The organism is Nonomuraea rosea, assembly GCF_039539705.1.
Taxonomy (GTDB): domain Bacteria; phylum Actinomycetota; class Actinomycetes; order Streptosporangiales; family Streptosporangiaceae; genus Nonomuraea; species Nonomuraea rosea.
Genome location: NZ_BAABDQ010000008.1, coordinates 22,536 through 39,048, shown reverse-complemented (window position 1 = coordinate 39,048; position 16,513 = coordinate 22,536). Strand labels below are relative to the sequence as shown.

The 16,513-nt window shown below is 72.3% G+C and carries 16 protein-coding genes; 10 read left to right on the top strand and 6 right to left on the bottom strand.

The features are described 5' to 3' along the window. Positions 1-5 precede the first annotated feature (5 nt). A complete protein-coding gene (locus ABEA43_RS20370; protein ID WP_425570324.1) occupies positions 6-1,082 on the bottom strand; it encodes a TetR/AcrR family transcriptional regulator in 1,077 nt (358 codons plus the stop codon). An 84-nt stretch (positions 1,083-1,166) separates the two neighbouring features. Here ABEA43_RS20370 and ABEA43_RS20365 point away from each other — a divergent pair, with 84 nt between their 5' ends. Further along, positions 1,167-2,351 carry a cytochrome P450 family protein gene (locus tag ABEA43_RS20365; RefSeq protein ID WP_345563895.1) on the top strand — a complete coding sequence of 395 codons (1,185 nt, stop codon included), beginning with the start codon at positions 1,167-1,169 and terminating at the stop codon, positions 2,349-2,351. Beyond that, a complete protein-coding gene (gene clpX, locus ABEA43_RS20360; protein WP_345563893.1) occupies positions 2,351-3,607 on the top strand; it encodes an ATP-dependent Clp protease ATP-binding subunit ClpX in 1,257 nt (418 codons plus the stop codon). The genes ABEA43_RS20365 and clpX overlap by 1 nt, the downstream gene beginning before the upstream one ends. Here clpX and ABEA43_RS20355 read toward each other — a convergent pair. The 3 genes from ABEA43_RS20355 to ABEA43_RS20345 all read right to left on the bottom strand — a co-directional run bounded on the left by ABEA43_RS20355 (position 3,604) and on the right by ABEA43_RS20345 (position 5,485). Next, complete coding sequence (locus tag ABEA43_RS20355) at positions 3,604-4,383, bottom strand: NAD-dependent epimerase/dehydratase family protein (RefSeq protein ID WP_345563892.1); 780 nt, start codon at positions 4,381-4,383, stop codon at positions 3,604-3,606. The two genes, clpX and ABEA43_RS20355, sit on opposite strands and share 4 nt — an antisense overlap. A gap of 212 nt (positions 4,384-4,595) precedes the next feature. Beyond that, on the bottom strand, positions 4,596-5,231 hold the full coding sequence (locus ABEA43_RS20350) for a hypothetical protein (RefSeq protein WP_345563891.1): 636 nt from the start codon (positions 5,229-5,231) through the stop codon (positions 4,596-4,598). 5 nt (positions 5,232-5,236) lie between these two features. Continuing rightward, complete coding sequence (locus tag ABEA43_RS20345) at positions 5,237-5,485, bottom strand: hypothetical protein (protein WP_345563890.1); 249 nt, start codon at positions 5,483-5,485, stop codon at positions 5,237-5,239. A gap of 309 nt (positions 5,486-5,794) precedes the next feature. On the opposite strand from ABEA43_RS20345, the gene ABEA43_RS20340 reads away from it, so the two are divergent. The 7 genes from ABEA43_RS20340 (at position 5,795) to ABEA43_RS20310 (ending at position 14,475) form a co-directional block, all read left to right on the top strand. Then, entirely contained in the window at positions 5,795-6,454 is a 660-nt protein-coding gene (locus ABEA43_RS20340; RefSeq protein WP_345563889.1) for a response regulator transcription factor, read from the top strand. A gap of 87 nt (positions 6,455-6,541) precedes the next feature. Further along, the gene (locus ABEA43_RS20335; RefSeq protein WP_345563887.1) at positions 6,542-6,910 is read left to right on the top strand and encodes a response regulator; all 369 of its coding nucleotides are present in this window, start codon (positions 6,542-6,544) and stop codon (positions 6,908-6,910) included. Continuing rightward, entirely contained in the window at positions 6,880-9,459 is a 2,580-nt protein-coding gene (locus ABEA43_RS20330) for a sensor histidine kinase (RefSeq protein WP_345563886.1), read from the top strand. The genes ABEA43_RS20335 and ABEA43_RS20330 overlap by 31 nt, the downstream gene beginning before the upstream one ends. A gap of 259 nt (positions 9,460-9,718) precedes the next feature. Then, a complete protein-coding gene (locus ABEA43_RS20325; protein WP_345563885.1) occupies positions 9,719-10,516 on the top strand; it encodes a putative protein N(5)-glutamine methyltransferase in 798 nt (265 codons plus the stop codon). A gap of 41 nt (positions 10,517-10,557) precedes the next feature. Continuing rightward, positions 10,558-11,175 carry a TetR/AcrR family transcriptional regulator C-terminal domain-containing protein gene (locus ABEA43_RS20320; protein WP_345563884.1) on the top strand — a complete coding sequence of 206 codons (618 nt, stop codon included), beginning with the start codon at positions 10,558-10,560 and terminating at the stop codon, positions 11,173-11,175. A gap of 60 nt (positions 11,176-11,235) precedes the next feature. Next, positions 11,236-13,116: a DUF6528 family protein gene (locus tag ABEA43_RS20315; protein ID WP_345563883.1), complete on the top strand. Its 1,881-nt coding sequence runs from the start codon at positions 11,236-11,238 to the stop codon at positions 13,114-13,116. Between the two features lie 204 nt (positions 13,117-13,320). Then, positions 13,321-14,475 carry an esterase-like activity of phytase family protein gene (locus tag ABEA43_RS20310; protein WP_345563881.1) on the top strand — a complete coding sequence of 385 codons (1,155 nt, stop codon included), beginning with the start codon at positions 13,321-13,323 and terminating at the stop codon, positions 14,473-14,475. A gap of 12 nt (positions 14,476-14,487) precedes the next feature. Here the strand turns inward: ABEA43_RS20310 and ABEA43_RS20305 are convergent, their stop codons facing one another. Next, positions 14,488-15,144 (bottom strand): helix-turn-helix domain-containing protein, encoded by a 657-nt coding sequence (locus ABEA43_RS20305; protein ID WP_345563880.1) that lies wholly within the window; start codon positions 15,142-15,144, stop codon positions 14,488-14,490. Further along, positions 15,141-15,299: a hypothetical protein gene (locus tag ABEA43_RS20300; RefSeq protein WP_345563878.1), complete on the bottom strand. Its 159-nt coding sequence runs from the start codon at positions 15,297-15,299 to the stop codon at positions 15,141-15,143. The genes ABEA43_RS20305 and ABEA43_RS20300 overlap by 4 nt, the downstream gene beginning before the upstream one ends. A 381-nt stretch (positions 15,300-15,680) precedes the next feature. Between ABEA43_RS20300 and ABEA43_RS20295 the strand changes: the two genes are divergently transcribed. Beyond that, on the top strand, positions 15,681-16,499 hold the full coding sequence (locus ABEA43_RS20295) for a hypothetical protein (protein ID WP_345563876.1): 819 nt from the start codon (positions 15,681-15,683) through the stop codon (positions 16,497-16,499). The last annotated feature ends 14 nt before the right edge of the window (positions 16,500-16,513 follow it).

Below are 16,513 nucleotides of genomic sequence, written 5' to 3'. Positions count from 1 at the left end.
CCCGGTCAGCGGGGCGGTTCGGTGGTGGCGGCGGTGTGGCAGGCGCCGAAGCCGTCCGCGCGCACCGCGATCCGTCCGGACTCGACGCGGAGCGCGGTCTCCGTGGCGTCGCGCGGCTCGCCCACCCCGGCCGCCGCCGCCACCTCACCCGTCTCGTCGTACACCACCCGCAGCCGCGGCCACGCCGGTCGCGGGAACGCCGCGCGCAGGCACGTGACCACCTCGGCGACGCACAGCCGGGCCAGCGGCATCAGCTCGTCAGGCGTGCTCGTGACCACCACCGCGGTGACCTCCGCCCCCGGCGGCGCGGCGCGTACCGCGTCCTCGGCGGCCGAGAGCCGGTGCACCCCCAGCACCGCCACCACGCCGTCGGCCGCCAGGCGCGCGGGCTCGCCCGTGATGGCGTCCAGCATGGCGGGCGGGGACCACGGCCCGGCGGCGAACCGCACCTTGGGGGTCATCGGCGCCACCGACCAGCGGTCGCCCAGGTCGAGGTCGGCGAGCTGCTCGCACACCCTGATCAGGTTGAACGGGTCCACGAGCCCCGGCGCCGCGCCCGCCAGCTGCCCCGCGCCCTGCAGGACCGTGAGCACGGACTCGGCCAGCTGCACCAGCCGCCCGTCCGGCGTCGTGGGTGGCCGCAGCCGCTCCAACGCGAGCCCGAGCAGCACCGCGTTCAGCTTCATGACCTGCGCGAACGCCTTCCGCGCCACCTCGTCGGCGAGGATCTCGGGCATCAGGTCCATGCCCAGCCTGGTCGGGCCGTGCTCGTCGTCGGTGACCAGCGGCAGCCGGGTCACCCACGTACGGGCCACCGCCCCGAGCGCCTCGCGGACCGTCAGCGCCGGCTCGGCGGGAGGCACCGCGGACGCCCGCTCGGCCAGCTCCGCCAGCACGGTGAAGTAGAGCGCCCGCTTGCCGGGAAAGTTGGAGTAGACCGCACCGCGCGTGAGGTCGGCGCGATCGGCGATGCCGTCGATCTTCGCCTCCCTGAATCCGCGTTCGGCGAACTCCTCCCTGGCCGCCGCCAGCACTCTGGCGCGATTGCGCTCCTGCGCCTCCGCTCTGGTGAGCCGGGCCATCATCCTCCTCGTTGCCGTTCACTCCCGAGCCAAGATACCGTGAGCATTCAGATGATGAGATCATTCGAAACGCGGAGTGGGGTCATGGGCGACGTTCCCGAGATGGACCTGACGGACCTGACGGTGCTGGGCGACCCGTTCGGCGCGTTCACACGGCCCAGGGAGGAGTCCGCGGTGGTGCGGCTGCTGGCGCCCGGGATGCCGGTGTTCTGGGCCGTGACGCGGCACGAAGAGGCCAGGGCCATGCTGAACGACCCCCGGCTGGAGACGAGCGAGAGCACGTTCATCCGCCCGGAGGTGCCGGAGCACTGCAGGCCGTACATGCGCAGCATGACCGAGATGAACGGCGCCGAGCACACGCGGCTGCGCAGGCTGGTGGCGCCCGCCTTCACGCCGCGCAAGGCGAGCGAGCTCGGGCCGCGGATCGAGGCGATCGTCGCGGACCTGCTCGACGAGCTGCCGGGCCACGCGGGGCCGGACGGCACGGTGGACCTCCTGGCGCACTTCGCCCAGCCGCTGCCGATCGAGGTGATCGGCGAGCTGGTCGGCATCCCCGCCGCCGACCGACCCCGCTGGCGCGCGTACGGCGCCGCCATCGCGGCCGGGCACGGCGAGAGCTTCCTCGCCTCCATCCCGAAGATCATCGAAGGCGCCCAGGAGGCGGCCGCCCGCGGCACGGCCGAGCCCGGCGACGACCTGCTCTCCGGCCTGGCCCGCATCGTGGCGGAGGACGGCGACCGGCTCGGCGAGGACGAGCTGGTCACCCTCGTCTGGCAGCTCGTCCTGGGCGGGCAGACACCGGTCAACCTCATCGCGAACTCCGTCGCCGCCCTGCTCGCGCACCCGGGGCAGCTCGCCGCGCTGCGCGCCGACCCCGGCCTCATGCCGCGCGCCGTCGAGGAGCTCATGCGCTGGTGCGGGCCGCAGCTGCTGACCTTCCCGCGCTTCACGCAGGAGGACGTCGAGATCGGCGGCGTGCTCGTCCCCAAGGGGGAGGCGGTCCTCGCCTCGATCGCCTCCGTCAACAGGGACCCGCGGGTGTTCGAGGAGCCGGACCGGTTCGACCTCGGACGCGAGCCGTCGGGGCAGCTCGGGTTCGCGCACGGGCCGCACTTCTGCGTCGGCGCGTCGCTGGCCCGAGTGCAGACCGGCATCGCGCTCGGCGCCCTTCTGCGCCGCTTCCCCGTCCTGGCGCTCGCCGGGGAGGCGCGGCACCTCCCGGACCCGGGCACGTGGCGGCTCGCCGCGCTTCCCGTGACCCTGACCTGATGGCACGCATCGGCAAGGGCGGCGACCTGCTGCTCTGCTCGTTCTGCGGGAAGAGCCAGCAAGAGGTGCGCAAGCTCATCGCGGGCCCGCCGTCCGTCTACATCTGCGACGAATGCGTGGAGCTCTGCACCGAGCTCATCGCCGAGGAACTGCAGGACGGGGCCGACGGCTCCCGCGAGCCGCCGCGGCCGCGGGAGATCCACGCGTTCCTGGAGCAGTACGTGATCGGCCAGGATCGGGCCAAGAAGGCGCTCGCGGTGGCCGTCTACAACCACTACAAGCGCGTCCGCCGGGGCGCCGCCCAGCAGGAGCCCGTCGAGCTCGGCAAGTCGAACATCCTGCTGCTCGGCCCGACGGGCAGCGGTAAGACGTACCTGGTGCAGACGCTCGCGCGGCTGCTGGACGTGCCGTTCGCCATCGCCGACGCCACCACGCTCACCGAGGCCGGTTACGTCGGCGACGACGTCGAGAACATGCTCCTCAAGCTCATTCAGGCGGCCGGCCACGACGTCAGCAGGGCCGAGACCGGCATCGTCTACATCGACGAGATCGACAAGGTCGCCCGCAAGGGCGAGAACGCGTCGATCACCCGGGACGTCTCGGGCGAGGGTGTCCAGCAGGCGCTGCTGAAGATCCTGGAGGGCACGGTCGCCAGCGTGCCGCCCCAGGGCGGTCGGAAGCATCCGCACCAGGAGTTCGTGCCGATCGACACGACGAACGTGCTGTTCATCGCCGGTGGCGCGTTCGACGGCCTGGCGGAGATCATCGAGCGCCGGACCGTCCGCGGCGGCGCGGGTTTCGCCGCCGTCCAGCCCGCACGCCAGGAGGACCCGCTGTCCCAGGTGATGCCGCAGGACCTGCTCGCGTACGGGCTGATCCCCGAGCTCGTCGGCAGGCTGCCCGTGGTGACGACCCTGGAGCCGCTGGACCGCACGGCGCTCATGCGGATGCTGACCGAGCCGCGCAACGCGCTGATCAAGCAGTACCGCAGGCTGTTCGAGCTCGACGGGGTGGAGCTGGAGTTCGACGAGGGCGCGGTGGCCGCCGTCGCCGAGCAGGCGCTGCTGCGCAGGACGGGCGCGCGGGCGACCCGGGCGATCATGGAGGAGGTGCTGCTCAACGTGATGTACGAGGTGCCGAGCCGGGACGACGTGGCCCGCGTCGTCGTCACCCGTGACACGGTGCTGGACAACGTCAACCCGACCCTGGTGCCGCGCGAGCACCGTGACGGGGAACGCCGCGAGAGGTCCGCCTAGCGGAACCCGCCCGGCTGCTCGGTGCCGGCCGGCGGGTTCTCGCGGTCGTCGAAGATCCGGCAGGTCACGGTGGCCGGCGGGCCGGCCGTGGCCGCGTACGGCTCGCTGTCGTCCTGCGGCGCGTACCCGAGCTTCCTGGCCGAGCCGAGGTCCCAGTGCCGCCTGGTGTTGGCCGACATCCCGAAGTGCACGCTCCAGCCGGGGCCGGCCGTCAGGGCGGCGCGCATGAGGGCGCCCGCGTCGCGGCCCGACAGCCACATGCCCAGATACCTGGCCTCGTCCAGCGCATAGCCGAGGCCGCCCAGGCGCAGGCCGACCACGGAGGCGCCGGTGCGGTCGGCGTGCAGGCGGCCCAGGGCCTCCACGACGACCTTGCTGAGGCCGTACGAGCAGCAGGGGCGCGGCTCCCAGGCGGGATCCACCGGGCGGTGCTCGGGCCGGTTGTACTCGCCCATCACGTGCACCGTGCTCGCCAGCACCACCCGCGGGACGCCCCGGGCGGAGGCGGCGTCCAGCACGCGCCGGGTGAGTACCACGTTGGCGTGGTAGACCTCCTCCCAGGAGGCGGCCACCCGCGGGTCGGCCGCCAGGTGGATCACGCCCGACGCCCCGGCCAGCGCCTGCTCGGGGACACCCGGGCGGCTCAGGTCGGCGATCACCGCCTCCTCGCCCGGCCGCACCTCGCCCGCCACCCGGTCCACGATCCGCAGCCGGTGCTCCGCCAGCAGCGCCGGTCGTATCAGCCGCCCCACCCGTCCGAAACCACCAGTGATCACAACAGGCCCCACGCATGACCCCCGTTTCGCTCTGCCTCGCACCTTATGCCGCGAACGGACACCCGATAAGGCCTGTCTTCTCAGGTTTTGGGGCGTGCGAGGGAGAGTCGTGGAGATCGCCTGGCCGGTACGCGGCACCGGCCGGGCCCCCGCGTCCCGGCCGGTGCCGCGTCCTGCCGGCCGCCTTTTGGCGGTCGGCCCGGTCGGCCCGGTCAGCCGGCCAGCCGCTCGCTGGAGCCGGAGCCGGAACGGCCCTCGTCCCCGTCCTCGGCCGGCCGGGCGGTGTCCTGGCCCGCGCGGTCCCAGCGGCCCTCCCCGAGCACCTCGCCCCGCCGCACGATCTCCACCGTGACGAACTGCGCGTGCCGCGAATGCCGGTGGACACGCACGGAAGAAGCGAAACAGGCGGCCGCGATCTCCGGGCCGAACGCCTCGAAACCATCCGCGGAAACCCCGGCCCGCAGCAGGAGGTAAGCCTTTTCCCCGAACTCCGACGGCGTTATCCAGAGCACCAGCGGAATGCGCCCCTTTCTCGTGTGCATGGGCGTCTCCAGAAAGATCCGCTGCAGCCGGTGCCGGGAGAACAGGCACCAGAAGTGACGGCGAATCCATTTCCGTCCTGCGGGCACCGTGGCCGGGACGGTGACGGTGCCGCCGAGGGCGAACAGCGCCCACCACGACCCCTGCCCGGCCGCCGCCGCCATCATGGCCGCCGCCGCGCCCGCCAGGCCGAGCAGCGCGATCTCCGTCCGCCACCGCCAGAGCAGCACGAGCGGGTTGGCCGACGGGACGAGGACCAGGCTCTCCAGCGGCACGTACGGATTGTGGCGCGTATTACGGAAGGTCATGACCATCAGCTCCACGAAGGGGTGCGTAGTGGCGCGTCCTCCGCCCAGAGCGCGGCGTCGGCGAGCCGGGCGGCCTTGAGCGCGTCGAAACGGGGGTCGCGGTAGTGCCGGGAGCCGAATCCCGTCTTGGTGACCGTCCACCCGTGCTGACGGGCCCGCTCGTCCTGGTTCGCGCACAGCGCCTGGTCGGCGTGCGTGACCACCGCGTCGAGCCAGGTCCAGAAGCGCGATATCCGCTCGGTGACGTAAAGCATGTGGGCCACCACTTCCCCTCCGTTGCCGCCTCCGTGGAAATGCGTTATATCTGCACAGGATTCGGGCCTTGTTCCGGCGGTTCCCCGTATGCTGGTTCCGGCCGCCTGGGCCGTTCTCCTGATTCCCCGGTCACCGCCCAGTTTCCGCCTCGCCCGCGGAAACTCCGATAAAGCTGGCCTCCGGGTTCGCGGTGCGGTTTTCCGCACCGCCACGAGGGTGTTTTCTTCAGCGCCCCGGCGGGCCGATCAAGAACTGTTGAGAGTCCACGGACGGGGGACTACGGTTTGTTGGTGACGTCACTCCGGATAGTGATCGCCGAGGACTATCTCCTGGTACGCGCCGGCATCGAGGCGCTGGTCGCGACCGAGGAAGGCGTCGAGGTCGTCGGCGTCTGCTCCGGTTACGACGGGTTGCTGGCCTGCGTCGACAAGCACCGGCCCGACGTGGTCATTACGGACATTCGCATGCCGCCGACCTTGACCGACGAAGGAATAAGGGCGGCCACGATGCTTCGCGAAACGCATCCGGACGTCGCCGTTCTGGTGCTGTCGCAGTTTCTCGACCCGAGTTATCTGCTGGCCCTGATCGCGCAGGGCAGCAGCCGGCGCGGATATCTGCTCAAAGAACGCATCGCGGCTCCTGGCGAGCTCATTTCCGCGGTCCGGACGGTCGCGTCGGGCGGGTCGTTCATCGATTCGGTGGTCGTCGACTCCCTCGTGTCCGCCAAGGCCCGCAACGAAGGCGGCGCGTTGCGGCAACTGACGCCGAGAGAGCGCGAGACCCTCGCGGAAGTCGCCGCCGGCAGATCCAACAGCGCGATCGCGGCCCGTTTCAAGGTCTCCGAGCGTGCCGTGGAGAAATACATCAATTCCATCTTCCTGAAGCTCGGCCTGCGCGGAGACCGGGACACCAACCGCAGAGTCAAGGCGGTCTTGTTGTTCCTCGACTCCGATTCGTCATCGAGATAGTGCGGGAAGGCGCAGGAGATAGTGATGGCAGCACCACCGACAGAGCGGCGATCGAATGCGACGATCGGGCTTGTGGAGCAACACCTCGTGCGCGTTCTGGTGGTGGACGATCTGCCGTCGTTCCGCCGGGCCGTCGCCGGCGTGATCGCCGTGGCGGACGGGTTCGAGCTCGCGGGGGAGGCGGCCAGCGGAGAGGACGCGCTGGGCTTTCTGGAGCGGCACGGCGTCGGCCTGGTGCTGATGGACGTGAACATGCCCGGCATGGGGGGCTTGGAGGCGGCGCGGCGGATCCGGTGCCGATATCCCGAGATCCTGGTCGTCCTGTTGTCGGTGAACAACACGGAGGACCTGCCCAGGGACGCCATGGTGATGGGTGCCCACTACCGGCACAAGGACCGCTTCGGTCCCGACGAACTGGAGGCGCTGTGGAGCGACGGGGGGCACGTGCGGTCTTAGCGAGCCTGCGGGGGCATGAGATCATCGAGATCGGCGCACCCGAATGGGAGCGCCTGCGCACCTACATCCAGCTCGACCTGGCCGGCGTCGTGGTGGCCGTCGCCTGGCTGATCGCGCTGCGGGTCGCGGGCGTCGAGGGTGTCGACGGCGCCTGGCTCGTCGCGATCGTCTCCCTGCTCGTCGTCATGGCCGCGTTCCTGCTGCGGGCCATTCAGATGATCCACCGCTTCCGGCGCTTCGCCGCGGTCGTCATCTTCGCGGTCTCGAACTGGCTGGTGGCCGTCATCGTCACCTCGATCGTGCCGTTCGCGCTCGCCATCCTGACGCTGGCCGTGCTCCTGCCGGTGCTGGTGGCCGTACAGCACATGAATCACGCGCGGCTGTCGGCGATGCTCGGGGCCACGATGCTGGCCGGGACCATCCTCGTGGCCGCGAGCACTCAGCCCGGGATCGTGGCGGAGACCGAGGCGCTGGAGGTGGTCGCGCACGCGCTGGCCCTGGCGTTCATCCCGTTCATCACCGTCCTGGTGTCGCTGGCGGCCTGGCAGAACCACGTCATGCTGGTCGCCAGGGCCGAGGCGCTGCAGGAGTCGCGGGCGCGGCTGGTCGCGGCGGCCGACCGGGAGCGCTGCCAGATCGAGCGCAACCTGCACGACGGCGCCCAGCGCCGCCTGGTCGCGGCGGCCGCACAGACGCGGGCCGCGCAGCGCCTGCTCGGCACCGAGCCGGAGGAGGTGGGGCCGCTCCTGGCCCGGCTCGTCGACGACCTGCAGGTGGCCAGCGCGGAGCTGCGCAACCTGGCGCACGGCATCTATCCGCCGCAGCTCGCCCAGTACGGGCTGGAGACGGCGCTGCGCGCGGTGGCACAGCACGCCCCGCTCCCGACCACCGTCCGCGCCTCCGGGATGGGCCGCTACCCGCCCGAGATCGAGATCAACATCTACTTCTGCGTGCTGGAGGCCCTGCAGAACGCGATCAAGCACGCCGGCGACCAGGCCACGGTCGCCATCGCCCTGCAGGACCGCAACGGGCTGTCGTTCGACTTCCAGGACACGGGCAACGGGACCAGGTCCGACCAGATCCACACCGGCTCCGGCATGACCAACATGAACGACCGCATCGGCGCCATCGGCGGCACCCTCACCATCGACACCAGGCCGGGCGGGGGGCTGCACCTGCACGGGCACCTGCCCCGCTCCGTGCTGGAGAGCGCGGGCGTCCGCCGCTCGGTGCAGCAGCGCGGCGGCGCCGTACGCACGGCGTTGCAGGGGATCTGGCTGCTCATCGCCTGGCTGTACACCGCGATCCAGCGGGACGAGCAGCCCCACCCGCACCCTTTCCTCGTCTCCGGGCTGCGGGCCATCCAGACGGTCGCGCTCGTGGCGGGCGTGGCGGCGCTGGCCGCGTTCGCCGGCACGCGCACCGGCCCCCTCCTCGCCCTGGCGGGCGGGTGCGCCGTGGCGGCCCTGCTCGTCGTGGTGGCCGTGCGGTTCGTCCGGCGCGACCGCGTCGAGCACGCCATCGCCGTCTCGGCGGCGATCACGTGGTGCTACGCCATCACCCTGACCGCGCTGGTCCCGGCCGCGCTGCCGTACGCGACGCTCGTGACGGTGTCGCCCGTGCTGCTGTCCGTCGCCTTCCTGCCGCGCCGCCGCTTCAAACTGATCATGGCCTGTACGGTCGCCACCGCCGTGGCCGTCACCGCCGCCGGCCGCTTCTCTCCCGGCCTCCCCTTCACCGGCGTGCGCGCCCATCCCTGGATCGTCCCCATCGTCATCGCCCTGGTCCTCCTCGGCCTGACCAGGGCCTCGTTCCTCGCCTGGCAGAACCACGTGATGCTGGTGGCCAGGGCCGAGGCGCTGCAGGAGTCGCGGGCGCGGCTGGTGGCGGCGGCCGACCGCGAGCGCCGCCAGATCGAGCGCGACCTGCACGACGGCGCCCAGCAGCGGCTCGTGGCGGCGGCCGTGCAGTCGCGGGTGGCGCAGCGCCTGCTGACCACCCAGCCCGGCAAGGTGGGGCCGCTGCTGGCCCAGCTCACCGAGGACCTGCAGGAGGCGGGCACGGAGCTGCGCGACCTCGCCCACGGGATCTACCCGCCGCAGCTCGCCGAGTACGGGCTGGAGACCGCGCTCCTGACGGCGGCCCGCCACTCGCCGCTGCCGACCGCGATCCACGCGGAGGGCGTCGGCCGCTACCCGCCCGAGATCGAGATCAACCTCTACTTCTGCCTGCTGGAGGCGCTGCAGAACGCGATCAAGCACGCGGGGGAGAAGGCCACGGTCGCGATCGAGCTGCGCGGCGGCGACGGGCTGACGTTCGACTTCACCGACAGCGGCAAGGGCGCCCGCCCGGAGCGGCTGCGCAGCGGGCACGGGATCACCAACATGTACGACCGGCTGGGCGCCATCGGCGGCACCCTGACCATCGAGACCCGGCCGGGCGCCGGGCTGCGCCTGCACGGCGACCTCCCCGGCGTGACCTGCCTGGGCCGCCCCTCGGCCCTGGCTGGGCCACCCCTCGGCCCGGGCCCGGGCCGCCCCGAGGCGTAGGCGGCCGATGCGCGATCCGGCTGCGTTCCGGCTGTGGTCCGGCTGTGGTCCGGCTGCGTTTCCGGCCGTGTTCTGGCCGGTCGGAGCCGGTTCCTGGACGTGAGAACGCCTCTGGTACTGTGGCCGTCCTGAAGAGGTCGTCTCAAAGGAGGTGAGACCCATTACCGCTGTGTCAGTCTGGGTGCTCCCCTTCGTCAGCCGAGCGGCCCACCGGATCAGGTGACCGCGGGAGCGCCCATCGGCATTCCGAAAGGCTCCCATGTCGGTTTTTTCGTCATCTATTGATATTCCTGCCATCGTCGCGCGGCTCCGCGCCGCCGGCTGCGTGTTCGCCGAGGACGAGGCGGAGCTGCTCGTCTCCACCGCCCGTGGCCCCGAAGAGCTCGCCGCCATGATCGAGCGGCGCGTCGCGGGCCGGCCGCTCGAACACGTCCTGGGCTGGGCGGAGTTCTGCGGGCTCCGGGTGGTCGTGGAGCCGGGGGTGTTCGTGCCCAGGCCGCGTACCGGATTCCTGATCGAGCAGGCCGTCGCGCTGGCCCGCGGGGTCGCGGGCACGCCGGTCGTCCTCGACATGTGCTGCGGCACGGGCGCGATGGCGGCGGCCGTGGCCGCCGGGCTGGGCCGGGCCGAGGTGCACGCCGCCGACCTCGATCCCGCCGCCGTGCGCTGCGCCCGGCGCAACCTCGCCGACGCGGAGGTCTACGAAGGCGACCTGTACGCGCCGCTGCCCGGCTCGCTGCGGGGCCGGGTCGACCTGCTGATCGCCAGCCCGCCGTACGTGCCGTCGGAGTCCGTCGGGCTGCTGCCCCCCGAGGCCCGGCTGCACGAGCCGCGCATCGCGCTGGACGGCGGCGGCGACGGCCTCGACGTCGTACGCCGGGTGATCGCCGGAGCGCCCGAGTGGCTCGCGCCCGGCGGGCACCTCCTGGTCGAGACCAGCGAGCGCCAGGCGGCCGAGACCGTCGCGGCCGTCACGCGAGCGGGCCTGGCGGCGCGGGCGGCGAGCTCCGGCGAACTGGACGCCACCGCCGTCATCGGAACCCGCCAGACCCCCTAGGGAGGGCGCCCGGCTCCTTAGCGCTGTTAAGGTGGCGGGCGATGGCACAGAAGGGACTGGCGCGCGACACGGTCGTCCGCGCCGCACTGGAGCTGCTCGACGAGGCCGGGCTGGACGGTCTGTCGATGCGCCGCCTCGCCGCCCGGCTGGGCGTGCAGAACCCGGCGCTCTACTGGCACTTCCGCAACAAGCAGGAGCTGCTGGACGAGATGTCGCGGGAGCTGCTCGCCCCCGACATGGGCGGGCCGCACGACGGTGAACGCTGGCAGGACTGGCTGGCCAGGCGCTCGCACGCCTACCGGCAGATGCTGCTGAGCCATCGCGACGGGGCCCGGCTGGTCACCGGCAGCAATCCGGGCGAGGGCGTCGCGCGAGGGTTCGAGGAGGAGCTGAAGATCCTGGTCGGCCTGGGGTTCACGCCCGCCCAGGGCCTGCACGCGATCTCGGCCCTGAGCCACTACACCCTCGGCTTCGTCCTCAACGAGCAGGCCCAGCGCGAACGCGGGACCCGCGGCGAGACCCGCGACCTCGACGCGTACGCCGACTTCCCCCTCACGGTGGCCGGCGTCCGCGCGGGCGGCACCCCCACCAGCGACGAGGCGTTCGTGTACGGTCTGGGGCTCATCATCGCCGGCCTGGCCGCGTCCGGCCTGGCCTAGACCGTCCGAGCACTCCGTCCTCCATAATCAGTGATCATCGCCGGAGGACGGAGTGCGCGCGTGAAGAAGTTAGCGACGGCCGCCATCATGCTGGCCGGCCTGGCGGTTCCGGCCGGTCCCGCGACCGCGGCGCCGGGCGACTACTGGGTCGTGGGCGGGGACCAGGCCGCCCGGCGGCTGATCGCGTTCGATCCCGCGGTCGCCGACTGGAACAGCTCGGCGGCCGTCAAGTGGACGTGGCAGCCCAGCGTGACGCCCGGCGGGTTCACGGCCGACGAGGTCTCGGCCTTCGGGCTCATCGCCGACTTCAAGCTGCGCGACCGGCCGGCCGGCGGGCAGAGCGTCGTCGTCGCGGCCGGCGGCACCAGGGGGATCGCCACGATCGTCTCCTACCCGGGCGGCGTGCGGCAGTGGGCGCAGATCCTGCCCGGGAACCTGCACGCCGCCGAGCTGCTGCCCGACGGCAACATCGCGATCGCCGCCTCCACCGGGGGCTGGGTCAGGGTGTACGCCGCCTCACAGGGCCCGGACGCCGGGGCGTACGCGGAGTTCGAGCTCACCGACGCGCACGCCGCGCTGTGGGACCCGGCCATCAGGCGGCTGTGGGTCATCGGCCAGGACGCCGTGTCCGGGGAGCCGATCCTGACCGCGCTGGCGGTCGAGGGCACCCCCGCCCAGCCGGTGCTGCGCGAGGACACCCAGCGCAGAGCCGCGCTCCCGACGGGCGGCGGCCACGACGTCTACGCCTACGCCCACGACGCGAACAAGCTCTGGCTCAGCACCGGCTCCGCCGCCTACCTCTACGACAAGACGACGAGGACGTTCGACGCCGCGCCCGGCGGGGCGAACAGGGGCGCGGTCAAGTCCATCGGCAACCAGCCGTCCGGGCAGATCGTGCAGACCAGGGCCGACGCGGCCAAGGTGCCGGCCGGCGCGTGCACGCGCAACAACTGGTGCACGGACACGGTGGACTTCTTCTCGCCCGCGGCGACCCGCAGGCGTACGGGGGCGGCCTTCTACAAGGCGCGGGTGTGGAGCCCGTATTACAGCGTGCCCGACCGGCCGCTGCGTGGCACGGTCTGGGGTCGTACGCGCGGCGCGTCCGGGGCGTGGGAGGCGAGCGCGGCCGAGATCGACGGCAACGGCGGCATCTCCGACGTGGCGGTGGCGGCGCTGCCGGACGGCAGCCTGCACGTGCTGACCGTCGTGCCGGGCAGCGGGATCTGGGACCGGGGCCGCAGCGCGGCCGGCGTGTGGGACGAGCACGCCGTCAAGATCGACGACAACGGCGACGTCTCCGACGTGGCGGTGGCCGCTCTGCCCGACGGCAGCCTGCACGTGCAGTCCGTGGTGCCGGGAGCGGGCGTGTGGGACCGGACACGGAACGCGGCCGGGGTCTGGGCGGCCGCCTCGGTGAAGATCGACTCCAACGCCGCCGTGCGCGCGGTCTCCGCGGCCGGGCTCCCGGACGGGACGCTGAACGTGCAGACCGTCGTGCCGGGAGCGGGCGTCTGGAACCGCACCCGTAACGCGGCCGGGACGTGGGCGGCCGGGTCGGTGAAGATCGACTCCAGTACGAACGTGACCGCGATCTCGGCCGCCGGGCTCCCCGACGGGACCCTGCAGGTGCAGACCGTGCTGCGGGGAGCCGGGGTGTGGAACAGGACGCGGAACGCGGCCGGGACGTGGGCCGCCGCCGCGGCGCAGGTGGACGCCAACGGCTCGGTGACCGCCGTGTCGGGCGCCGCACTGCCGGACGGGACCCTGCAGGTGCAGACCGTCGTGCCCGGGTCCGGGGTCTGGAACCGGGGCAGGAACGCGGCCGGGGCCTGGGACTCCGGTGCGGTGAAGATCGACGGCAACGGCAGCGTCCTGGCCGTTTCGGCGGCGGCGCTGCGCGACGGCGGCCTCCACCTCCTCACGCTCCCCGACCTCGCCTGACATCCCCCTGAACCGCCGGGCTCGGCAGCGGCGCCCGCTGAAATGCCGGCACGGGGAATTTCGTCGGCTTATGGAATTCCTCGCGTAATACGCCCTTTTTGGGGTGCGGCATGCCCGTTGTTTGTCGGTGGACTTCCTCGGTGATTCGCGATTTCATTTCCTCCGTCGATCCGGCCGGTGGCTCGTTTAAATGCGGAGGATTATATGGCTCGTGCCCGGAAAATACTGGAAATCGCCGTAGCGCTCGCGGTGACGTCGGCGACCGTCACCCAACCGGCGTCGGCGGCGGCGCGCGATCCGCTGCGGATCACCCGGTTCCTCGGGGAGCAACGGGTGCCGCACATGATGAGGTTCGAGGGGACCGCCGTGGGCGGCCTGTCCGGCGTCGACCGGGATCCGCGCACCGGCACCTGGTACTTCATCTCCGACGACCGCTGGCGCTACGACCCCGCCCGCTTCTACACCGGCCGGCTGGACATCGACCGGCGCACGGGGGCGTTCAGCGCGGTCCGGCTGACCGGGGTGACGACGCTCACCCGCGGCGACGGCAGCCCGTACCCGGCGTACGGCAAGGCGGCCTCGGCCGATCCCGAGTCGATCAGGTTCGATCCGTGGAGCGGGCGGCTGATGTGGGGCGACGAGGGAGACCGGCCCGACTCCGCCAATCCGGATATTCCTATTTCGCCCCCGGCGGTCAGGGGAATGGACATGAGCGGGCGGCATGTGGGCGAGCTGCGGCTGCCCGCCAATTTGCGGCTGACCGACGTCGAAAACGGCCCGCGGCGCAATTCCGGTTTCGAGGGGCTGGCGGTCTCACCCCGTACGATCACCGGCATCACCGAGGGCCCGCGCTACGAGGACGGCGCGATGCCGACGGCGGAGCGCGGCTCGGTCGCGCGGCTGACGGTGTGGAGCCGCCAGGGGGCCCTGCGCGGCCAGTACGCCTACCCGCTCGACGCCCTGTCCACCGCACCGAACCCGCCCGCCGGCCCCGCCGATTCCGGGGTGTCGGAGATCCTGGCCATCGACGAAGGCCGCTACCTGGCGCTCGAACGCTCCTGGATCTCCGGCGCCGGCTACCGGGCGAAGCTGTACGAGATCGACCTGCGCGGCGCCACCAACGTGCTGGAAAGGAGCGCCCTGGCGAGCGGCGGGGCGTACCGGCCGGTGGCCAAGCGCCTGGTCAGGGACCTGAGCTTCTTCCGCCCTCCAGTACAGAACCTGGAGAGCCTGGCCTGGGGCCCGCGCCTGGCGACCGGCGAGTGCACCCTGGTGATCGGGTCGGACGACAACTTCGACGAGCGCGAGATGACGCAGTTCATGGCGTTCGGCGTGACCGGCGTCCGCGCCTGCAGGTGAACGCACACCGGCTCACATGGCGTGGATGCGGCGGCCGGTGATCTGCTGGGGCACGATGCGGATGTAGAGCTGGCGCTCGCCGCCCACCCACGGGGTGACCCCCACACCGGCCGCCTCAGTCGTCTCCTCCTGGGCCAGATGGTGGGCCGGACCCTGGACCAGGACGCTCCAGCCCTCGCGGTTGGTCTCGTCGATCATGTCGATCTCGAACGCGATCTTGATGTCGACCCCCTCCAGACCGGTGGTCAGGTCCTGGTCCATGGCGCCGCCCGCGGCCGTACGGAAGACGACGGCGCCCTGGTGCATCTTGTAGTTGACGGGCAGCACCGTCGGCCCGCGCGAGCTGTTGAACGCCACCCGCCCGATCCCGCCCGGCCCGATCAGCCGCAGGCACTCCTCCCGGTCGAGCACCTCCACGCTGGGGTTGGCCATGGCGGGACCATGCCCGGGCGGCCGGTCGAGGCCGCCGCCCAGCAGGTCGTCGATCGTGGTCTGCAGCGCGTCGGCAAGGCGGTAGAGGGCGCCGGCGCCCGGGGTGTCGGGGTTCTCCTCGAGATATTCGACGTAGCCGGGCGACATGTCCGCGCGCCGGGCGACCTCCTCGCGGGTCAGTCCCAGACGCTCGCGGTGGTGGATGATGCGGCGTCCCAGATCGCCGGGTCCGGTCATGATGGCTTCTCCTCGCCTGTCGGTACGGCGTGCGGTGCCGTCGCCGCGTTCCTGGTCATGGTCGGCCACGTGAGCCGGTCGGCCAGCGCGTCACCCGCGCTCATCCATGCGGGGACACCGCCAGTGTTCGGCCTGGTCAGAGGCAAGGTGGCCATGTTCTGGACGCTACCCGCGCAGGAGACGCCCAGCCCTGGCCGATGGACCCGTTCCGGCAGGGCCTTTGGTCCCGTACCTCTCGAATCCACCGAGGGCATCTCACGTCATGGCAAAGTCAGTACGGGAGCACGCGTCCGGACGGGGTACGCAGATCGAGGCCCGGCCGGGGGCGCGCCGGCTTGGGGCGTACGACGACGGTTTGTCTGGTCCGCATCTCGATCACCTCCTCGGGCGGGCGTCGTCTGCTATTCGCGCCCGTCCCGCGCGCGGATGCCGGCGCCGCTGTCGTGCCTTCCGGACGGGCGGACGGGCGGCCGGATGGGTACTACCTTGCTCAGCAGGTCGTGAACTGGGCGGTGACGCTGGAAGGGTGGCTGCGCATGAGATCGTTCGCCGTGCCGTTGCTGGTCGTGCTGGGGCTGGTCGCGGCAGGGTGCGGGAGCGCGGGAGACACGCGGGCGACGGCCTCCTCACCGCCCTCCGGCTCCGCCACCTCCTCGCCCGCCCCCTCCCCATCGGCCGCCACACCCTCCGCTCCCTCGGAGAGCGCGACGCCGAGCCCGCCCCCGTCGTCCGGCCTGGTGGCCGGCCGTTATCAGCCGCTGTGGCCGTTCTCCAGCAGTGGGGAAGCCGCCGCGTGGCAGCGCGTGTACCGCAAGGACGGCCGGCAGCGGTGGCGTCTAGACGCGGGCCGCACCGCCGTCGCCTTCGCCCACGACTTCCTCCGCTTCACCGAGATCGACCAGGCCGTCAAGACCGTGCACCAGGGCCGCCACGCCCGCGTCCACGTCGGCTACCGCAACGCTGAGGGAGGGTCCGGCACGCTGGTCGCCGCCGTCGTCCATCTCGTCAGGTACGGCTCGGGGCCCGACGCCCCCTGGGAGGTGGTCGGCACGGACGACACCGACCTCTCGCTGACCAAGCCCGCGTACGGCGCCGCCGTCGGCTCACCGCTGACCGTGGGCGGCCGCATCACGGGCGTGGACGAGAGCATCAGGGTCCAGGTCCGCCACCCCGGCTCGGCCACCCCGATCGGAGAGCGGTGCTGCGTGGGCGCGGGCGGCAGCGACTCGCCCTGGTCGGCCCGGGTCTCCTTCACGGCGCGGACGGGACGCACGCTGACCGTCGTCGCCTCCACCGGCGGCCACGTGGCGGCCGTCGAACGCTTCGCGGTGACGGGCGTACGCATCGCCTCCTAGCAGCCGGGCTGCCC

Excerpts from the sequence above, each read along its gene's own strand:
- ABEA43_RS20370 (WP_425570324.1), bottom strand. The coding sequence starts at position 1,082 with ATGGCCCGGCTCACCAGAGCGGAGGCGCAGGAGCGCAATCGCGCCAGA.
- ABEA43_RS20365 (WP_345563895.1), top strand. The coding sequence starts at position 1,167 with ATGGGCGACGTTCCCGAGATGGACCTGACGGACCTGACGGTGCTGGGC.
- clpX (WP_345563893.1), top strand. The coding sequence starts at position 2,351 with ATGGCACGCATCGGCAAGGGCGGCGACCTGCTGCTCTGCTCGTTCTGC.
- ABEA43_RS20350 (WP_345563891.1), bottom strand. The coding sequence starts at position 5,231 with ATGACCTTCCGTAATACGCGCCACAATCCGTACGTGCCGCTGGAGAGC.
- ABEA43_RS20345 (WP_345563890.1), bottom strand. The coding sequence starts at position 5,485 with ATGCTTTACGTCACCGAGCGGATATCGCGCTTCTGGACCTGGCTCGAC.
- ABEA43_RS20325 (WP_345563885.1), top strand. The coding sequence starts at position 9,719 with ATGTCGGTTTTTTCGTCATCTATTGATATTCCTGCCATCGTCGCGCGG.
- ABEA43_RS20320 (WP_345563884.1), top strand. The coding sequence starts at position 10,558 with ATGGCACAGAAGGGACTGGCGCGCGACACGGTCGTCCGCGCCGCACTG.
- ABEA43_RS20310 (WP_345563881.1), top strand. The coding sequence starts at position 13,321 with ATGGCTCGTGCCCGGAAAATACTGGAAATCGCCGTAGCGCTCGCGGTG.
- ABEA43_RS20305 (WP_345563880.1), bottom strand. The coding sequence starts at position 15,144 with ATGACCGGACCCGGCGATCTGGGACGCCGCATCATCCACCACCGCGAG.
- ABEA43_RS20300 (WP_345563878.1), bottom strand. The coding sequence starts at position 15,299 with ATGGCCACCTTGCCTCTGACCAGGCCGAACACTGGCGGTGTCCCCGCA.
- ABEA43_RS20295 (WP_345563876.1), top strand. The coding sequence starts at position 15,681 with ATGAGATCGTTCGCCGTGCCGTTGCTGGTCGTGCTGGGGCTGGTCGCG.